The organism is Bradyrhizobium sp. USDA 4506 (assembly GCF_054058795.1).
In genome coordinates this window covers 6,003,114-6,020,881 of sequence record NZ_JBSSBM010000002.1, presented here as the reverse complement: position 1 = coordinate 6,020,881, position 17,768 = coordinate 6,003,114, and the positions used below count along the sequence as shown (strand labels likewise).

At 65.7% G+C, this 17,768-nt stretch carries 16 protein-coding genes; 7 read left to right on the top strand and 9 right to left on the bottom strand.

Going from position 1 to position 17,768, the window contains the following annotated elements:
• Positions 1-176 precede the first annotated feature (176 nt).
• The 6 genes from ACVIHF_RS30625 to ACVIHF_RS30600 all read right to left on the bottom strand — a co-directional run bounded on the left by ACVIHF_RS30625 (position 177) and on the right by ACVIHF_RS30600 (position 8,071).
• Positions 177-1,151 carry a peptidyl-alpha-hydroxyglycine alpha-amidating lyase family protein gene (locus ACVIHF_RS30625; protein ID WP_310881254.1) on the bottom strand — a complete coding sequence of 325 codons (975 nt, stop codon included), beginning with the start codon at positions 1,149-1,151 and terminating at the stop codon, positions 177-179.
• 106 nt (positions 1,152-1,257) lie between these two features.
• Positions 1,258-3,045 (bottom strand): flavin-containing monooxygenase, encoded by a 1,788-nt coding sequence (locus ACVIHF_RS30620; RefSeq protein WP_253606618.1) that lies wholly within the window; start codon positions 3,043-3,045, stop codon positions 1,258-1,260.
• 111 nt (positions 3,046-3,156) lie between these two features.
• Positions 3,157-4,242, bottom strand: a complete 1,086-nt coding sequence (locus ACVIHF_RS30615) for a DUF2855 family protein (protein ID WP_253606620.1) — start codon at positions 4,240-4,242, stop codon at positions 3,157-3,159.
• A gap of 104 nt (positions 4,243-4,346) precedes the next feature.
• The gene (locus ACVIHF_RS30610; protein ID WP_456793002.1) at positions 4,347-5,864 is read right to left on the bottom strand and encodes an acyl-CoA synthetase; all 1,518 of its coding nucleotides are present in this window, start codon (positions 5,862-5,864) and stop codon (positions 4,347-4,349) included.
• 15 nt (positions 5,865-5,879) lie between these two features.
• Positions 5,880-7,070: an ABC transporter substrate-binding protein gene (locus ACVIHF_RS30605; protein WP_229190368.1), complete on the bottom strand. Its 1,191-nt coding sequence runs from the start codon at positions 7,068-7,070 to the stop codon at positions 5,880-5,882.
• A gap of 29 nt (positions 7,071-7,099) precedes the next feature.
• Positions 7,100-8,071 carry an NAD(P)H-dependent flavin oxidoreductase gene (locus tag ACVIHF_RS30600; RefSeq protein ID WP_456793000.1) on the bottom strand — a complete coding sequence of 324 codons (972 nt, stop codon included), beginning with the start codon at positions 8,069-8,071 and terminating at the stop codon, positions 7,100-7,102.
• A gap of 180 nt (positions 8,072-8,251) precedes the next feature.
• Here ACVIHF_RS30600 and ACVIHF_RS30595 point away from each other — a divergent pair, with 180 nt between their 5' ends.
• A complete protein-coding gene (locus ACVIHF_RS30595) occupies positions 8,252-9,139 on the top strand; it encodes a LysR family transcriptional regulator (RefSeq protein WP_092080497.1) in 888 nt (295 codons plus the stop codon).
• 111 nt (positions 9,140-9,250) lie between these two features.
• On the opposite strand, the gene ACVIHF_RS30590 is transcribed toward ACVIHF_RS30595, so the two are convergent.
• Positions 9,251-10,813 carry a glycoside hydrolase family 17 protein gene (locus ACVIHF_RS30590; RefSeq protein ID WP_456794136.1) on the bottom strand — a complete coding sequence of 521 codons (1,563 nt, stop codon included), beginning with the start codon at positions 10,811-10,813 and terminating at the stop codon, positions 9,251-9,253.
• 166 nt (positions 10,814-10,979) lie between these two features.
• Positions 10,980-11,633, bottom strand: coding sequence for a DNA-3-methyladenine glycosylase family protein (locus tag ACVIHF_RS30585; RefSeq protein WP_229193514.1), 654 nt, complete (start codon positions 11,631-11,633; stop codon positions 10,980-10,982).
• Positions 11,634-11,765: 132 nt separating this feature from the next.
• Between ACVIHF_RS30585 and gluQRS the strand changes: the two genes are divergently transcribed.
• Both gluQRS and ACVIHF_RS30575 read left to right on the top strand, forming a co-directional pair.
• Complete coding sequence (gluQRS, locus tag ACVIHF_RS30580) at positions 11,766-12,635, top strand: tRNA glutamyl-Q(34) synthetase GluQRS (protein ID WP_456794135.1); 870 nt, start codon at positions 11,766-11,768, stop codon at positions 12,633-12,635.
• Between the two features lie 127 nt (positions 12,636-12,762).
• A complete protein-coding gene (locus ACVIHF_RS30575) occupies positions 12,763-14,124 on the top strand; it encodes an ATP-binding protein (protein WP_456792999.1) in 1,362 nt (453 codons plus the stop codon).
• Here the strand turns inward: ACVIHF_RS30575 and ACVIHF_RS30570 are convergent.
• Positions 14,051-14,911, bottom strand: coding sequence for a YihY/virulence factor BrkB family protein (locus ACVIHF_RS30570; protein ID WP_370143883.1), 861 nt, complete (start codon positions 14,909-14,911; stop codon positions 14,051-14,053). The genes ACVIHF_RS30575 and ACVIHF_RS30570 overlap by 74 nt on opposite strands.
• Before the next feature lie 166 nt (positions 14,912-15,077).
• Here ACVIHF_RS30570 and ACVIHF_RS30565 point away from each other — a divergent pair, with 166 nt between their 5' ends.
• The 4 genes from ACVIHF_RS30565 to ACVIHF_RS30550 all read left to right on the top strand — a co-directional run bounded on the left by ACVIHF_RS30565 (position 15,078) and on the right by ACVIHF_RS30550 (position 17,748).
• Positions 15,078-15,272 carry a twin transmembrane helix small protein gene (locus tag ACVIHF_RS30565; RefSeq protein WP_456778833.1) on the top strand — a complete coding sequence of 65 codons (195 nt, stop codon included), beginning with the start codon at positions 15,078-15,080 and terminating at the stop codon, positions 15,270-15,272.
• Positions 15,273-15,358: 86 nt separating this feature from the next.
• The gene (locus ACVIHF_RS30560; protein WP_168857829.1) at positions 15,359-15,931 is read left to right on the top strand and encodes a cob(I)yrinic acid a,c-diamide adenosyltransferase; all 573 of its coding nucleotides are present in this window, start codon (positions 15,359-15,361) and stop codon (positions 15,929-15,931) included.
• 117 nt (positions 15,932-16,048) lie between these two features.
• Positions 16,049-16,798, top strand: a complete 750-nt coding sequence (locus ACVIHF_RS30555; protein WP_016845285.1) for an electron transfer flavoprotein subunit beta/FixA family protein — start codon at positions 16,049-16,051, stop codon at positions 16,796-16,798.
• Positions 16,798-17,748: an electron transfer flavoprotein subunit alpha/FixB family protein gene (locus ACVIHF_RS30550; protein WP_057017750.1), complete on the top strand. Its 951-nt coding sequence runs from the start codon at positions 16,798-16,800 to the stop codon at positions 17,746-17,748. Before ACVIHF_RS30555 ends, ACVIHF_RS30550 begins: the two co-directional genes overlap by 1 nt.
• Positions 17,749-17,768: the final 20 nt, after the last annotated feature.

Here is a 17,768-nt window from a genome sequence, read left to right as displayed (position 1 = left end):
CAGCAAACGGGATTGATCTTAGTCGCGGCGCTCGCTGCCTGATCCGTCATCCTGAGGAGCGCGGAACGCGCGTCTCGAAGGATGCACGGCCACCGGCCGGGCCGTCGACCCTTCGAGACGCGCGCGATGCGCGCTCCTCGGGGTGACGGTGATGGAGTGACGGTGGGAGACTGAATCTAAACCTTCTCCAGCTTCTGCAGGCATCGCGTCACGCGCACCGCGGCCGGCATCTCGGTGTCCGGAAAGCTGGTCTTCCAGTCGGTGACGCCGACTTCGCCGACATAGATGTCGCCGCGGGAATCCAGCGCGATGCCGTGCGGCGCCAGGAATTTTCCGGTCTCGACGCCGGGGCCTTGCTCGCCGCCGAGGCGCGCGATGCGCTTTCCGGTGTGATCCACGATCGACAGCCGCGGGCCGAGATTAGGCACCTTGCGATTCACCGCCATGCCAGGGCCGAGCTCGCCGATCACGAAGTTCGGCTGCTTGCCGCCGCCGCAGCAGCAGCACAGCGCGCAGGGCCGGTGCAGGTTGTTCCACTGCGTTTCGTATTTGCCGTTGCCGTCGAACACCTGGACGCGGTGGTTCTCGCGGTCGGCGACATAGACCCAGCCATCGGCGTCGGTCGCGATGTTGTGCACGATGTTGAACTGGCCGGGATCGGTGCCGGGCTCGCCCCAGGTTTTGATCAGCTTGCCATCCGGCGTGTATTTGTGGACGCAGGCATTGCCGTAGCCATCGGAGACATAGATCTCGCCCTTCGGCGACAGCGCGGTATGGGTGCAGCGGTGGAACGGCTCGCCGCTCATGAACGGCGCCGGCTTGTTCGGGATGCCGATCGTCAGCAGCACCTTGCCGTCGGTCGAGCATTTGCGCACGGTGTGGTCGCCGTCATCGGTGCAATAGAGATTGTCGTCGGCGTCGATATGCAGGCCGTGGGCACGCGATAACACGCCTTCGCCCCAGCTCTTGATGAAATTCCCCGCGCGGTCGAGCACCACCATCGGATGGTCGCCGCGGTTGAAAACGTAGACGCGGTCCTTGCTGTCGACCGCGACGGAGGCAACATCGGTCAGGCTCCAGCCGTCGGGGAGTTTTGCGAAATTCTCCACCACGCGATAGCGGTGTTCGCCGGTGCCGAGGGTGGTTGGCATAAGATGTCTCCCCAAGATCGTCATTCCGGGGCGATGCGCAGCATCGAACCCGGAATCTCGAGGTTCCGGGTCTGCGCTTCGCGCATCCCGGAACGACGGCAGGCTTCTACGAAAAATCCGCCCGTGGCCCGACGTTGCGCGGCATCAGGCTTTCCTCGATCGCCTTGATCTGCAATGCGAGATAGCGCGAGTTGATGCGGCATTGCGCGAGGCTGCCGGCGATGAACCAGAGGCCGGGCTGCGGCGTGCGGCTGTACATGTTGCGCAGCTCCTGGCCGTCGCCAAAGCCCCAGATCGGGCCGACGCGCGCGGCCATCGCCTCGCCGAACAGCTTCTTCACCAGCTCTTCCTGCGGCCGGTAGCCGGTCGCGAGTACGATCAGGTCGGCCTCAACCGTCTCGCCGTTCTTCAGCCGCGCGCCCTCGCTCACGAAGGTCTCGATGTCGGCGAATTGCTGCAGGGCGACCGCGCCGCTCGCGACCAGATCGGAGCAGCCGACGTTGAAGTAATAGCCGCCGCCGCGGGTCAGGTATTTGAACTGCCAGCCGGTGCCGCCATCGCCGAAATCAAGCTTGAAGCCCTTGCGCGCAAGGCCGTCGAGCAGCGGCTTGTCGAGTTGCTTCGACTGCTCGGTCATCAGCACATGACTGCGTTTGGCGAGCGCGAGCGGCATCGAGGTCGTGATCAGATCATTATCCTCGAGCGTACCTTCATTGTAGGCGGCATAGGCAAGCTGCGCCGACGGCTCGATATTGGTGATCAGCGTCGAGGAGCGCTGTACCAGCGTGACCTCGGCGCCCGAGGAATGCAGGTCCTGCGCGATGTCGTGGCCGCTGTTGCCGGTGCCGATCACGAGCGCGCGCTTGCCGGTCCAGTTCTCGCCGTCCTCGTAGCGGCTGGAATGCATGACTTTGCCGGAAAAATTCTTCAAACCGGGGATATCGGGCAGATTGGGGATGCCGCTGACGCCGGTTGCCATCACCACATGGCGCGGCTGCATCTTGCGGGTCGTGCCGTCGGCGCGGCGCAACTCGACGGTCCAACGCCCCGTTGCGTCGTCATAGCTGCCGCCGACAAATTCCGTGCCGGTCCAGAAGTTCAGCTCCATCGCATCAACATAGGATTCGAACCAGTTGGCGAGCTTGTCCTTCGGGATGTAGGTCGGCCAGTTCGGCGGGAATGGCATGTAGGGCAGGTGATTGACCTGTACCTGGTTGTGCAGGGTCAGCGCGTGATAGCGCTTGCGCCAATTGTCGCCGACGCGCGCCTCGCGGTCGACGATCAGCGCGTCGATCTTGAGCTGCTGCAGCCGCGCGGCGATCGCAAGCCCGGCCTGTCCGCCGCCGACCACCAGCACATCAGGGTTGCGGTCGGCATATTCGGCGGATGCCTTGCGCAGGTCGAGCCAGTTGGGGCCGCGGAAGTCGCGCGAATAGGACTTCCCGCGCGGCCTGGTGTGGCCCTGCTGCTCCTCAAAACCCTTCAGCTCCTCGAGCGCCGTCAGCAAGGTCCAGGCCTTCAGGCGATCGTCGTCGGCGGCATCAGGGATCAGCCGCACGATGCCATGGCCGCGGCCAACCGCCGTCTCGAATTTGAAGATCGCCTCGATGGCGTTGGTGCCGGCGCGCGTCACCCGGCGCGGCGCCGCGCGCTCGGCATCGATGCGGAAGTCATGCGGCGCGCTGTGACGCGCATGCGCCGGCAGCTCCTCGATGATTGCGAAGGCCCGGTTGACGGTCTGGATGTTCCAGCTCAGCGCCAGCACGTCGCGCCAGTAGCTGTCGGGATGGAACAGTGGCTTCAGCAGCACATCGTCCGGGCTCGCCAGCGCATCTTCGAACTGCACAAGCCAATTGTCGGCGGCGACCGAAATATCGTCCGTCTTGTCGAGCATTGAGCGTTTCTCGCCATCGGCCGCCTTGCTGATATTTTCTTGGCGGCGTTCCCTTTCCGCAAAGCCTATACCCATTCGAAGGCACGCAGAAAGGGCGCGACGGGATAGCGCCTATTCGGCCAGCGACAGGATCAGGCCTTGATCCGGCGGAACGCGGCCTTGCAGGGTATCGAGATAGGCCTCGCGCACCGCGGCCGGGCCGCGCCGCTCAACCACGTCAAGCCAATTCGGCAGATGCGGCACGAGCTCGGCCCAGGCGGCGCCAAAACGCTGGTCGATGCCGCCCGGTCCCCATTCCTTGGCGCGCTTGCGGATCTGGTCCGGGGCGAAGAACCAGACCGGCTTGGCGCCGGGCAGCGTCGGCTCCTCCGGCTCGCTGGCACGGTGCGTCAGCCCGACCCGGCCGGAATAGACCATCTGCGCGCCGAAGTGCCGGTGCAGACTTCCGCGCAGCGCGCTGTTGCCGGCCATGTCGACATAGGCGACAGGCTCGGCCGACGGGATCGCGGTGACCTGGTCATAGGTGACGACCTCGTCGTAGCAGCCGAGCGAGCTGACGAAATCGACATTGCCCCTGGAGGTCAGCCCGATCACCGGGACACCCCGCTTGTGCACGAGATGGGCGAGCCCGAACGCGGTCTTGCTCGAGGCCGACGACAGGATGACGCGGCGTGCGCCGTAGAACGCGTTTTCGGCCAGGAAGTCGTCGACCAGGAAGGATAGCATGAACAGCGGCAGCATCAGCGCCCGGTAGTCACCTTGCCGGCCGGCATAGGTCGGATCGCCGGAGACCCGGGCATAGGCGTTGTAGACCGGCGAGACCTCCTGCCGGTGCGCGGCGCCGTCGCGCAGGCCGCGCTTGCTGACGTCGGTAGCCTTGATCACCAGATGGGTCGCCATCGGGAAATAGCCGAACAGCGTTTCGCCGGCCGCGATCATCGGATGTTTCGAGACCAGCACCTCGCCAAAGCCCCACACCGGGACGATGCCGTAGCCTTCGGGCGCCGGGAACAGCTGCCAGTATTTCAGCTGCTCGCCGATCACGGCGTAGGTGATGTTGTTGGCGGTGAAGGCGAAGCGGGTCACCTTCACCAGCAGCGCATCGGCCGGCAGCGCCGCGGCATCGGGCAACTGCGTCTCGATCACCTTGCACTGCTGCAGATCGTTGCGGATGACGATGAAGTCGGTCGAGTTCATGGCGGTGATCCGGGCTCAGGATGTGCCGGCATCGTTGCGTCGATTGCCGGCCGTTTGCAACAGCAACTAAGTTTCAAACGCCGTTCGCTTCGCCGTCACATCGTTCAGCCGAGCCGTCCTTCGCGGTAGAGGTCGCGCAGCTTGCGCTTGAAGATCTTGCCGGTGGCTTCCCGCGGCAGCGCGTCCATGAAGCGGATCTCCTTCGGCACCTTGAAATTGGCCAGCTTGTCGCGGAGGAAATCCTGGATCGCCGCAACCGAAAGCGTGCTGCCGGCTTCCGGCTCGACGCAGGCGAACAGCCGCTCGCCATATTCGTCGTCGGGAACGCCGAACACCGCGCAGTCGCGGACGCCTGCCATGCCGATCAGGGCATTCTCGATCTCGGCGGGATAGATGTTGACGCCGCCCGAGATCACCATGTCGCGCTTGCGGTCGCACAGGAACAGATAGCCGTCCGCGTCGAGATAGCCGACATCGCCGACGCTGATCAGGCCGTCGTGATCGGCCTCGGCGCGCGCCTTGGCATTGCCGTGATAGTCGAAATCCGAGGTCGCGGTCTGACGCATGAAGATCTCGCCGGGCTCGCCGACGTCGCATGGCGTCCCGTCGGGCCGGAAGATCTTGACGATGCCGCCCTCGATCGCGCGGCCAACGGTGCCGGGCTTGGCCAGCGCTTCGGCTGACGAATGCCAGACCGGGATGCCGGTCTCGGTCGAGCCGAGATATTCGTTGATGACCGGTCCCCACCACTCGATCATCGCGCGCTTGACGTCGACAGGGCAGGGCGCCGCGCCATGGACGATGAAGCGCAGCGACGACAGGTCGTAGCGGCGCCGCGTCTCCTCGGGCAGGCGCAGCAGCCGCACGAACATGGTCGGCACCATATGCATGTGGGTGACATGGTGGCGCTCGATCAGTTGCAGCAGATCCTCCGGATCGAAGCGCGGCTCGAGCACGATCACGCAGCCGTTGCGGAACGCGAGCATCCCGTAGGAGTGCGGCGCCGAATGATACATCGGGCCGTTCATCAGGATCACCTGATCCTCGTTCGGCTTGACGCCGTAGGTGATGGCACCGACCCGCGCGGCTGCCGCCTGCTGCTCGGGCCGCATCGGCTTGCGCTTGACGCCCTTCGGCAGTCCGGTGGTGCCCGACGTGTAGAACATCGGCGCCGCGCCGATCGGTGCGTCGGTCAGCGGTTGGTGCGTCTCCCGCCAGACGTCCCAGTCGGTCATGCCGGCGGGCACGCGCATGGCCGTAGGCGCGACACCATAGGCCGCCGCGATCTCCGGCGGCGTCGTCACCACCAGCAGCTTGATTGCCGGCGGCAGCCCGTCGCGGATCTGTGGCAACAGATCGGCGTGGCAGACCAGCGTGTCGGCGCCGCTGTCGGACAGGATGTAGCCGACCTCGTCGGCCTTCAGATGCCAGTTGATCGGCACCACCGGGCTGCCGAGCGCGGCCGAAGCCGCGACCACCTCGAACAGCGCGAAATCGTTGCGCAGCATCATGCCGACCGGCTTGCCGCCCTGCACGCCGAGCGCCCGGAAGCCGCTGGCCGCCCGCGCGATGCGGGCGTGAATGTCGCCGTAGCTGATCTGTCTGTCGCCGCTGATGATCATGTCGCGCCTCGTCTCCTAGCGATCGTCCAGGATCTCGCCGAAGCTGATCCAGCTCTTGCCGTTGAACCGGCGCAGCCGCAACTGCTGGAACGGCAGGTAGTCGTCCGGCCCGGTCGACACCGTCATGCCCGGCAACAATAGCGGCAGCGGAACGTCGCGCAATGACGCCGCCTGGCGCATGATGTTTTCGCGGCTGAAATCGTTCTTGCAGGCCTTCAGCACGGCCATCAGCAGCGTCGCATAATGATAGCCCGCCGAGTAGTTCGAGTTGCTGAGGTCCGCATTGGGCAGGTACTGCTTCATGAAGGCAAGATAGTCCTTCACGGCGGGATCATCGGCCCATTGCGCGTCCATCGTGTCCTTCTGGTTGCTGGACGAGATCAGGCCGACCGCGTTCTCGAGCCCGGCGGGCTCCAGGAACGAGATCGACGACGCGGAGGTCGGCACGAAGAACAGGTCCGGCTTCCAGCCGATCTCGGCCACGCCCTTGATCATCTGCGGCGTGAACTTGCCGAGCACGACACCGAACAGCACATCGGCACCGGACGCCTTCAGGGTCGCGAGCTGCGAGCTGATGGTGGGCGCTGAGGTCTCGTAGCTCGCTTCCGCGACGATCATGCTCGCGGCCTTGCCGCCGAGCGCACGCTTGAAGCCGGCGACATAGTCGCGGCCGAAATCGTCGTTCTGCGCAAGGATCGCGATCTTTGCGTCGGGCTTGGCCTGCAGCACATATTTGGCATAGACCACGCCCTCAGATTCGTAGGACGCCATGCCTGGCATGGTCCACGGATAGGTCTTCGGGTCGGCCCATTTGGTCGCGCCGCTCAGCACGAACAATTGCGGGATCTTCTTGCTGTTGAGATAGCGGTGCACGGCGTTGTTGGTGGCGGTTCCGAGCGAGCCGAACATCATCAGCACCTCCTCCTGCTCCACCAGCTTGCGGGTCTGCTCGACGGTCTTCGGCGGCGAATAGGCGTCGTCCAACGTGATGAATTTCACCTGCCGGCCGTTGATGCCGCCCTCCGCGTTGACCTTCGCGAAAAACGCTTCCTGGGCGCGGCCGATGGTGCCGAAGCCGGAGACCGGTCCGCTATAGGGCAGCGTCTGGCCGATTCGGATCGCTTCGTTGCCGTTGTCGGCGGCGGCCGTGCCGGCGATCGCGCAGACCGCAAGCGCGGCTGCCAGCGCGTGTTGCGCTCGTTTCATGGTTCACTCCCGGACTTTGTGAAACAGCGTCAGGCGCTGGTGCGCAGAAAGTCGCTGCGCGCCGCGGCGAACTCGGACTTGAGCCGCGCCACCAGTTCGGCGACCGGCGGGGCGTCGGTGATCTGGCCGATGCCCTGGCCCGAGCCCCAGATGTCGCGCCAAGCCTTGGCCTTCATGTTGCCGCCGGAGCCGAAGTTCATGCTGGATTTGTCGGCGACCGGCAGGTTGCCCGGATCGAGGCCTGCCGCCGCGATCGACGGTCCGAGATAGTTGCCGTGCACGCCGGTGAACAGGTTCGAATAGATGATGTCGTGCGCGGCGTATTCGGTCAGCGCCTGCTTGTACCTGATATCCGCGTTGGCTTCCGCGGTCGCGATGAAGCGGGTGCCGATATAGGCGAGGTCGGCGCCGAGCGCGAGCGCGGATGCGATGCTCCAGCCGTCGGAGATCGCGCCCGACAGCAGGATCGTGCCCTTGAACCATTGCTTGACCTCGCGCACCAGCGCGAACGGCGACAGCGTGCCGGCATGGCCGCCCGCGCCGGCGCAGACTAGGATCAGGCCGTCGACGCCCTGCTCGGCGGCCTTGCGCGCGTGCTTTACATTGATGACGTCGTGGAACACCACGCCGCCATAGGAGTGCGCGGCCTCGACGATTTCGGACGGCGGGCGCAGCGAGGTGATGATCACGGGCACCTTGTGCTTCACGCAGGTTTCCATGTCGCGCATCAGGCGGTCGTTGGAGGCGTGGCAGATTTGGTTGACGGCGTAGGGCGCGACCTTCGTCTCCGGATGCAGCGCCTGGTACTCGCCGAGCTCGTTCTCGATCTGGGTCAGCCATTCGTCGAGCTTTTCGGCCGGGCGGGCGTTCAGCGCCGGGAACGAGCCGACGATGCCGGCCTTGCACTGTGCGATCACGAGCTCGGGCCCCGAGACGATGAACAGCGGGGAGCCGACGACCGGCAGTTCAAGCCTGTTGGCGAGCGAAACGGGCAGCGACATTTTCGGATCCTCCATGCGCGTCGCCCGGCCGGCAGCCGGGGCGGATCGCGATTTATTGTGATGGCTGGAGCGGTGGCGCTCTTGGCGCGGCAATATAAGGCTGGACGGTTCGGTCATGGCGTTCAATATTGAACATCAGTTCGACCAGAAATGAACGATGTCGCAGGAAGGGGGAGCGGCATGGACTGGGAGCTTTGCAAGACATTCGTCGCGGTGGCGGAGACACGCAGCCTCGCCGGGGCGGCACGGCGGCTGCGCATCAGCCACCCCACCGTCGGTCGCAACGTCGCGGCGCTCGAGCAGCAACTCGGGACCCGCCTGTTCGCGCGTTCCAATGACGGTCTGTCGCTGACATCGCAGGGCCGCAAATTCCGCGAGCATGCCGAAGCGATGGCCGCGGCGGCTTTGCGCGCGGAGGCGGCCGCGTCCGCTACCGGCGGGCAGGCGCGCGGCGTCGTGAAGCTGTCGATCGGCGCGACGCTGGCCGCGCATTGGCTGATGCCGCGCCTCGGCCCGTTCCTGCGCGATCACGCCAACATCCAGCTCGAGATCATCACCCACCCGTTCCCGGCCAGCGTGCGCCGCCGCGAGGCCGACGTGGTGCTAAGGCCGGTCGATGCGGGCGAGGAGAACCTGATCGGGCGCAAGATCGGGCGGCTCGGCACCGGCTTCTACGCTTCCCGCGACTATGCGGCAGGCCGCAAGCTGCCGGAGCGGCGGGACGAGTGGCGGGGCCACCATGTGATCGGCTTTGCCGACCAGGCCTCGAACGCGCATCTGGCGCGCTGGAGCGACGTCATCACCCGACAGGGCACGCTGGTGATGCGCTGTTCATCGCAGGGCGACATGCTCGCGGCGGCGCGGGCCGGGCTCGGGATTTGCGCGCTGTCCTGCCTGGTCGGGGCCGACTACCCCGATCTGGTGCGGGTCGCGCCGCAAAAGCTCTCGAGCCTTTCCGATCTCTGGCTGCTCGCCCATCCCGATCTGGTCGAGCTTCCCGCGGTGCGCGCCGTCATCGGCTTCGTCACCGACTGCGCGCGCGAGGATCGCGTCAGGCTGCGCGGCTAGAGCGTTTTCGAGCGAAGTGGATACCGGTTCGCGTGAAGAAAACGCGTCAAAACAAGAATCTAGAGCGCCGTTCCGATTCCATCGGAACGGGAAACGCTCTAGGTCGCGTTGTCAAGCACGCGCCCGCAACAACGTCACCGCGAGCAGGACAAAGGCCGCGCAGGTCCATAGCGACTGCCAGTTCTCCGCCCCTTCGTTGAATCCTGTGTAGATCGCCGTTGCAATGAAAATGCCGGCAAAGATCGACTCCGCCAGTGGTCGGATTCCCTTCGTGGGAGGATTGAGCAGCGTCACGGCAGCAAAGGGCACCGCCGCCATGGTGAGAGGCGCGAAGGGAAAGTCAATGAAGCGCGGGTCGAACACGAGGCCGATTGCGGTCGCCGTGCCGATCACGACGGTGATCATCAAGGCCAGTCCGTGCAGGGTCGCCAGCACCGATTCAGTGTGATGGCCCTTCGGACCCAACACTTCGAAAAAGCTGGGCGGTGCGCGGCCCGACATCAGGGCGTTGGCGCTCAACACGGGCGAAGCCGTGGCCGCCACCAGCAGCGAGCCCCAGACCAGCCAGCCTCCCGTTCCGTAGCTTTCATAGACCAATCTCTGCTCGGCGACGCCAAACAGGATTCCAGCCGTGGTCGCCGATAGCGCGACTGCAGGCCATGACACGAATGCGGGTTTTCTCGGCTTGCGGCGCAAGGTCAGCCATGCCGCGCCGAATACCAGGATCGCCAGCGCCATTCCGCTGCACATTTGCAGCTTCCAGAGCGGAAAATTGCTGACCGGCTGGCCCGGCGGATATTTCGGCATGCGCTGCTCGGAATCGAACAGGCCCCAGGAGCCGCCGACCGTGCCCTCGATCTCCCGCTTCCATCCTTCGTCATAGGCCTCGAACAGGTTAACGCGGAAATGCTCGCGCCGGGCAAGGTCGAGGACCTCCGAAACCACTCGCGCCTGATTGATACGCGACGGCAGCGCGGACTCGCGCATGCGCCCCTCGCTGGGCCAGCCGATTTCTCCGATAAAGATTTCCTTGCCCGGAAAAGCCGCCGCGATCTGCCGGCGCATCTCGTCGGCATGAGCAGCGGCATCTTCCGCCCGGATTGGAACATTTTCCCAATAGGGCAGGATGTGAACCGTGACGAAGTCGACGGCGTCGGAAAGCTCGCGATTGCTCAGCCAGAATTCCCAGACGTCGGCGTAGGTGACGGGCACGGAGACCTGCGCCTTGATCGAGCGGATCGTGGCGGCAAGGTCGGAAGCCGACATTTCCTTGCGCAGCAAGACCTCGTTGCCGACCACGAGCGCGATGATGGTTTCCGGATATTCCTGGGCGAGGCGGATCGCGGTGGCGACCTGCGTTGCATTCTTCTTGCGGTCCCGATCGAGGAAGATGCCCTGGATGACCTTCAGCCCCGCCTTGGCCGCGAGTGCGGGAATCTGATCGAGACCGAGATCGGTCGCATAGGTGCGGATGCAGTCGGATATCTTCGCGAGTTGCGCGAGGTCTTCCGCGATCTGTTCCGGCGAGACCTGTGTCGCCGGCGAAAGCGATGTCTGATTGTTACGGAACGGCGCGTACGAGATGCATTGCACCTTGTCGTTCGGATCGATCGGCGCGCGCGGCAGGTTGACCGGGATGCCGAGCCACCACCACGCCGCGGCGATCGCGCCCAGGGATAACGAGAGAAGCGTCAGCGGGATACGGAGAGAAATCAGGTCCGTCTCCTTGCAATAAGGACGTGCTGCGCGTGCAAAATGGGCGAGGCCGGCAAATTGAAAAACTATATGTCTGCTGATTCTATATCACGCGATCACGCAGTTGGTGTGTTTTTCTCCACGACTACTTTGCACCGGCGATCACGCCCTCGCGATTTCTGAGCACGCGATAATATGCCCACCACAGATGCGCTGCGGCGCCGCGCAGCGGACGCCACGGCTCCGCAAGCGGCGCCATCTGCTTCGGCGTCGGCCGATCCTTCAAGCCGAGCCCGACCTTGACCGCTTCCTGCACGGCGAGGTCGCCCGCGGGCCAGGCATCGCCATGGCCGAGGCAGAACAGCAGATAGACATCGGCGGTCCACGGGCCGATCCCGGGCAGCGCCGTCAGCGTGTTGTGCGCCGCATCGGCCTCCTCATTGGCAAGGACGTCGAGGTTCAGCCGCTCCTCGGCGAGCTCGCGCGCGATGTGCTTCAGCGTCTTGATCTTGGCCGCCGACAGCCCGAGCCGGCCGAGCCGGTCGGCCCGCGCCTTGCGGATCGCGTCATGGTGGAACGGGTCGAACGCCGTGCTGACGCGCCCCCAGATCGCCGCCGCACTCGCGGTCGAGAGCTGCTGGCCGCAGATGATCGCGGCAAGCCCGGCAAATCCGGGCTCGCGCTGCCGGATCGCCGGCATGCCGGTCAGCTCCAGGATCGGGCGCAGGCGGCGGTCCTGGTCGACCAGTTTGTGGATCGCGTCGTCGAGGTCGGCCTGGGTTTCGAGGTGAATCAGCATTTGCGGGGTCTGCACCGGCTTGTCAGGCGCAGGCTTGACCCGCGCATCGATCTCCTATCGTAACAGAGTCTTGTCCGGGCGCATGAACCAGAGACGCCGGGCAAGCCCGGCAATGATGCGTGACCGATGACCATGCCACCCGTTTTCCGCTTCGCGCCGAGTCCGAACGGCTACCTGCATCTCGGCCACGCCTATTCGGCGCTGCTCAACCACGACCTCGCGCGGCAGTCGGGCGGACGCTTGCTGCTGCGGATCGAGGACATCGACGCGACGCGCTGCCGGCCGGAATTCGAGCAGGCGATTTATGAGGATCTGGCCTGGCTCGGCATCGCCTGGGAGACCCCGGTGCGGCGGCAGTCCGAGCATTTCGGCGCCTATGGCGCGGCGCTCGACCGCCTGTCGGCCCAGCGGCTGGTCTACCCGAGCTTCGAAAGCCGGGCCGAGATCGCGCGGCTGGTCGCGGAGCGCGAGGCCGGCGGCGCGTGGCCGCGCGATCCGGACGGCGCGCCGCTTTATCCGGGGCTGGCCAAATCGCTGTCGGCCGCGGCGCGCGACCGGCTGATCGGGCAGGGCGTGCCGTTCGCGTTGCGGCTCGACATGGCCTCAGCCCGCGCGCGCGCCGGTGAGCTGCGTTGGCTGGAAGCGGGCGAGGGGCCGGCTGGCGAGAGCGGAGACGTCGTGGCCCGGCCAGAGGCCTGGGGCGACGTGATCCTGGCGCGCAAGGAGACCCCAACCAGCTACCATCTCTCGGTCGTGATCGATGACGCCCTGCAGGGCGTTACCGATGTCGTCAGGGGCGTTGACCTGTTCTGGTCGACCAGCGTGCATCGGCTGTTGCAGGAACTGCTCGGCCTGCCCGTGCCAAACTACCGGCACCACCGGCTGATCCGAAACGCAGCCGGCCAAAAGCTGTCGAAATCGACCCAGGCGACCGGACTGCGCGAATTGCGGGTGGCTGGGGCGAGTCCGGCCGATATCCGCCGCCTGGTCGGCTTGCCGTAGATCTTGCAGTAGATTTTGGCCATTTGATCGCATCATCGCGTTTTGCGCGGGCGCGCCGTAAACGTCGCCGTGACTCCGGCCCGCTTGGCATGCCATGTTGTTGACCGGGGCGGGGATCACGGAGACCATGGCGTCAAAATCGCGCGCACGGCGCAGCAAGCGGCCATCCAAAAGGACGCCGCCGAAGGCGCGCGCCGCCAAACCGCGTGCTGCCAAGACACGAACTGCCAAAACACGAACTGCCAAGACAGGTGCCGCCAAGACGCGAACGGCCAAGGCCCGCGCCGCCAAGGTGGCCGCCAGGCCGCGCCGCAAGCGGGCCGTGCCGAAGCCGGCCCCGAAGGCCGGTCCCGGCATGGTCGATACTGCACTTGCCGCCTTTGCCCATGAGGTGCGGACGCCGCTCACCGGAATCCTTGCGATCAGCAATCTGCTCGCGACATCCGATCTCGGCGAGCGCGAGCGGCGCTGGGTCGATACCATCAAGGCCGGCGCCGAGCATCTGGCGAGCCTTGCGACCCTGTTCGTCGACGCCGCCCGGAGCGAGGGGCCGGGGCTCGAGATCCGGCAGGATTTCTTCGACCTGCGCACGCTGGCGCGTCACGCAGCGGATTCGCTCGCCGGCCGCGCGGCGGCCAAGGGGCTGCAGGCTTCCGTCGAGGTCTCCGACCAGTTGCCTGCCTTCGCGGTCGGCGATCCCGTCCGCCTGCGCGCGGCGCTGGAAAATCTGATCGACAACGCGGTGAAGTTCACCGAGCAGGGCAGCATTGAGCTGCGTATCGTGCCGGTGGGCGCGGTGAAGAGAAGGTCCGGCGACAAGATCGGCGTCGCGTTCGCGATCTCCGACAGCGGGATCGGCCTGACGCTATCGGAGGTCAAGCGCCTGTTCCGGCCGTTCTCGCAGGCCAACGTCTCGATCGCCGCGCGGTTCGGCGGCGCCGGGCTCGGCCTGTCGTCCGTCAGGCAGCTCGCGCGCGCCATGGGCGGCGACATCGTCGCGGACCGGCGCGCCGGCGGGGGCACCACCTTCACGCTCAAGGTGGAACTGGCGCCCGCCGAAGGGCCGGCCGGCACCGCCTCCGGCGAGAGCGCGGCGGCGCTGCTGTCGCAAGGGCTGCGGCTGCTCAGTGTCGAGGACAATCCGTTCGGCCGCGTCGTGCTCAACACGATCCTGACCGAACTCGGTCACCACGCCGAATTCGTCGGTCAGGGCGAGGCCGCGCCCGACCGGCTCGTGCAGGGCGCCTTCGACGCCGTGCTGATGGACATGGTGCTGCCCGGCATCGGCGGCATCGAGGCGATCAAGCGCATCCGCGCGCTGCCGCCGCCGCACGGCCGCATCGTGATTGTCGGGATTTCCGGCCGGGCCGAGGACGAGGCCGCAGCGCGCGCTGCCGGCGCCGACGGCTTCCTGGTCAAGCCTGTGTCCCCGCGGGCGCTCGCGACTGCGCTGCATGAAGCGACACGCCGTGCGGCAACCGCGACTTGATGATCGCCGCGTTCAACTCGCCGCCGAACACGAAGATCGCGGCGATGAAATACAGGAACACCAGTGCGATCACCACCGAGGCCAGCCCCGCATACATCGTGACGTAGTTGTTGGCGAAGCGTGCGAGGTACATGCCGAAGCCGATGCCCGAGAGCAGCGAGGCCACCATGGTGAAGATGATGCCGGGCAGGATTTGCGTGAAGCTGCGACGGCCCGCCGGCAGCCAGGCGTGCAGGATGAAAAGCGCGACGACCAGCGCCAGGATCGTGACGCCGTAACGGGCGGTGTTGAGCAGGCTCTCGTTCGATTCGACGAAGAACGGGATATAGCGCCGCGCCGCCTCGATGATCAGCGGTCCGAGCACGATCAGGAAAGCCATCGCGAGCGAGGTGAACGCCGCGACCAGCGTGTAGCCGATCGACTCCAGTCGCAGCCAGTACCAGCGCCGCGGCTCGATCACGGCGTAGGCACGGTTCAGCGCCACCCGCAGCGCCTCGACGCCGTTGGAGGCGAAGTAGACCGCGAGCACCGCGCCGATGGTCAGGATATCGCCGCGGGTGTTGGTCAGCACGTCGTGGATCTGGCCGGACAGCGCCTCGGCGACCTGCTGCGGCCAGACCTGCAGCATCAGCCCGACCGCCTGGTCGGCGAGTTGCTTGGAGCCGAAGAAGCCGGCCACCGAGGTCAGCACGATCAGGAACGGAAACAGTGCCATCAGCGTCGACAGCGCGATGTGGCTCGCGATCGCCCAGCCGTCGTCGGCGAGGAACGTGTAAAACGCATCCATCACGACGTGGGTGACGTAACGAAGCTGCTTCACATTCCACCCGGCATTGTCGAAAACCGCTCGGCCCGAGAACGGACCCAGCATCTGATATTACGCGCTGAAAAGCCAGTTGGTTGCATGGCCGGGCTGTGTGGAAGTCCGCGTCCTGCGGTGTTATGTACCGCAAATGACATCTCTCCTCAGCACGATCATTCTTCCCATCGCCGTCGGCGCCGTCGCGCTGGTGCTCCTGCTCGGCCTCATCAACATGATGAAGGGCGGCCCGCCGAACACGTCGCAGAAGCTGATGCGGCTGCGCGTGCTGCTGCAGTTCGTCGCCATCGTCATCGCAATGCTCGCGGTCTGGGCGATGGGGCGTTAGGTGAGGTAGATTTGTCGGGCTATTCTCCACCTCTCCCGATCGGAGTGGTGGACTCGAACATCGAACATCGAACACCGGAGCCTGCCATGGTTGTTCTCAATCGGATCTACACGCGCACCGGCGATGACGGCACCACCGCGCTCGGCTCCGGCGAGCGGCGGCCGAAATACGATCTGCGCATTGCCGCCTATGGCACGGTCGACGAGACCAATGCCGCGATCGGCGTGGTGCGGCTGCATCTTGCCGGCAGCCCCGCGGTCGATGCGATGCTCGGCCGGATCCAGAACGATCTGTTCGATCTCGGCGCCGACCTCGCGGTGCCCGAGCGCGAGGGCAAGGCCGAACGTCTGCGGATGCTGGCAAGCCAGGTCGAGCGGCTCGAGCGCGATATCGACAGCCTGAACGACCAGCTCGCGCCGCTGACCTCGTTCGTGCTGCCCGGCGGCACGCCTGCCTCTGCCTATCTGCATCTCGCCCGGACGATATGTCGCCGCGCGGAACGGATGATGGTGGAACTCGCCGCCCAACCCGACGAGCCGGTCAATCAGGCTGGCATCCAGTATATGAACCGCCTGTCGGATTTCCTGTTCGTTGCCAGCCGCTTCCAGAACAGTAAGGGAGCGGGAGACGTGTTGTGGGTGCCGGGCCAGAACCGCTAAACTGGTTCAAAACCGGGGGACGGTTTTTTGGCTTTGGCGCGTTGACCGGGAGAAACGGGACCTTTAGGTTCCGCGCCAGCCAACCGAAACCCATAAAATCAAAGCGAAAGAGGATCGATGAAGGTTCTTGTGCCGGTAAAGCGGGTCGTCGACTACAACGTCAAGGTCCGCGTCAAGAGTGACGGGACGGGCGTGGAGCTCGCCAACGTCAAGATGTCGATGAACCCGTTCGACGAAATCGCCGTCGAGGAAGCGCTGCGGCTGAAGGAAGCCGGCAAGGCGACCGAAGTGGTGGTGGTGTCGATCGGACCCGCGCAGGCCTCCGAGACCATTCGCACCGGACTGGCGATGGGCGCCGACCGCGGCATCCTGGTCAAGGCCGAAGGCAATGTCGAACCGCTCGCGGTTGCCAAGATCCTGAAGGCGGTGGTCGAGGCGGAGCAGCCCGGCCTCGTCATTCTCGGCAAGCAGGCGATCGACGACGACTCGAACCAGACCGGCCAGATGCTGGCCGCGCTGCTCGGCTGGTCGCAGGCGACCTTCGCCTCCAAGCTCGAGGTCGAAGGATCCGACTTCAAGGTCACCCGCGAAGTCGACGGCGGACTGCAGACCATCAAGCTCAAGGGCCCGGCGATCGTCACCACCGACCTGCGCCTGAACGAGCCGCGCTATGCGTCGCTGCCCAACATCATGAAGGCGAAGAAGAAGCCGATCGACGACAAGAGCGTCGCTGACTACGGCGTCGATGTGACGCCGCGTCTGGAAGTGCTGAAGACCGCGGAACCGGCAGGCCGCAAGGCGGGCGTCAAGGTCAAGGACGTCGCCGAACTCGTGAACAAGCTCAAGACCGAAGCCGGGGTTCTCTGATGACGACGCTGTTGATTGCTGAACACGACCACGAGACGCTGAAGGACGCGACCAACAAGGCGCTGACCGCGGCGAGCCAGCTCGGCGGCGACGTCCATGTGCTGGTTGCCGGTGGCGGCCAGGGCACCAAGGCGGCGGCGGAAGCAGCCGCCAAGCTTGCCGGCGTCACCAAGGTGCTGGTGGCCGAAGGCCCGGCCTATGAGCACGACCTTGCCGAGCCGCTGGCCGCGCTGATCGTCGCGCTGGCTCCTGGCTATGACGCGTTCGTCGCGCCCGCGACCTCGCGCTTCAAGAATGTGATGCCGCGCGTCGCGGCCTTGCTCGACGTCATGCAGGTCTCCGAGATCATCAAGGTCGTCGCCCCCGACACCTTCGAGCGGCCGATCTATGCCGGCAACGCGATCCAGACCGTGAAGTCGAAGGACGCCAAGAAGGTGATTACGGTGCGCACCTCGACCTTCGCCGCCGCCGGCGAAGGCGGCAGCGCTGCGATCGATAACGCCGCTGCGGCCGCCGATCCCGGCCTGTCGACGTTCGTCGGCGAGGAAGTCGCCAAGAGCGACCGTCCCGAGCTGACCTCGGCCAAGATCATCGTCTCGGGCGGCCGCGCCATGCAGAGCCGCGAGAACTTCGCCAAGTACATCGAGCCGCTCGCCGACAAGCTCGGCGCCGGCGTCGGCGCCTCGCGCGCCGCGGTCGATGCCGGCTATGCGCCGAACGACTGGCAGGTCGGCCAGACCGGCAAGGTGGTGGCTCCGGAACTTTATGTCGCGGTCGGCATCTCCGGCGCGATCCAGCATCTGGCCGGCATGAAGGACTCCAAGGTGATCGTCGCCATCAACAAGGATGAGGACGCGCCGATCTTCCAGGTCGCCGATTACGGCCTGGTCGCCGACCTCTACCAGGCGGTTCCGGAGCTAACCGAAGCGCTCGGCAAGCTCGGAAAGTAAGCGACAAGACACCGGCCGGA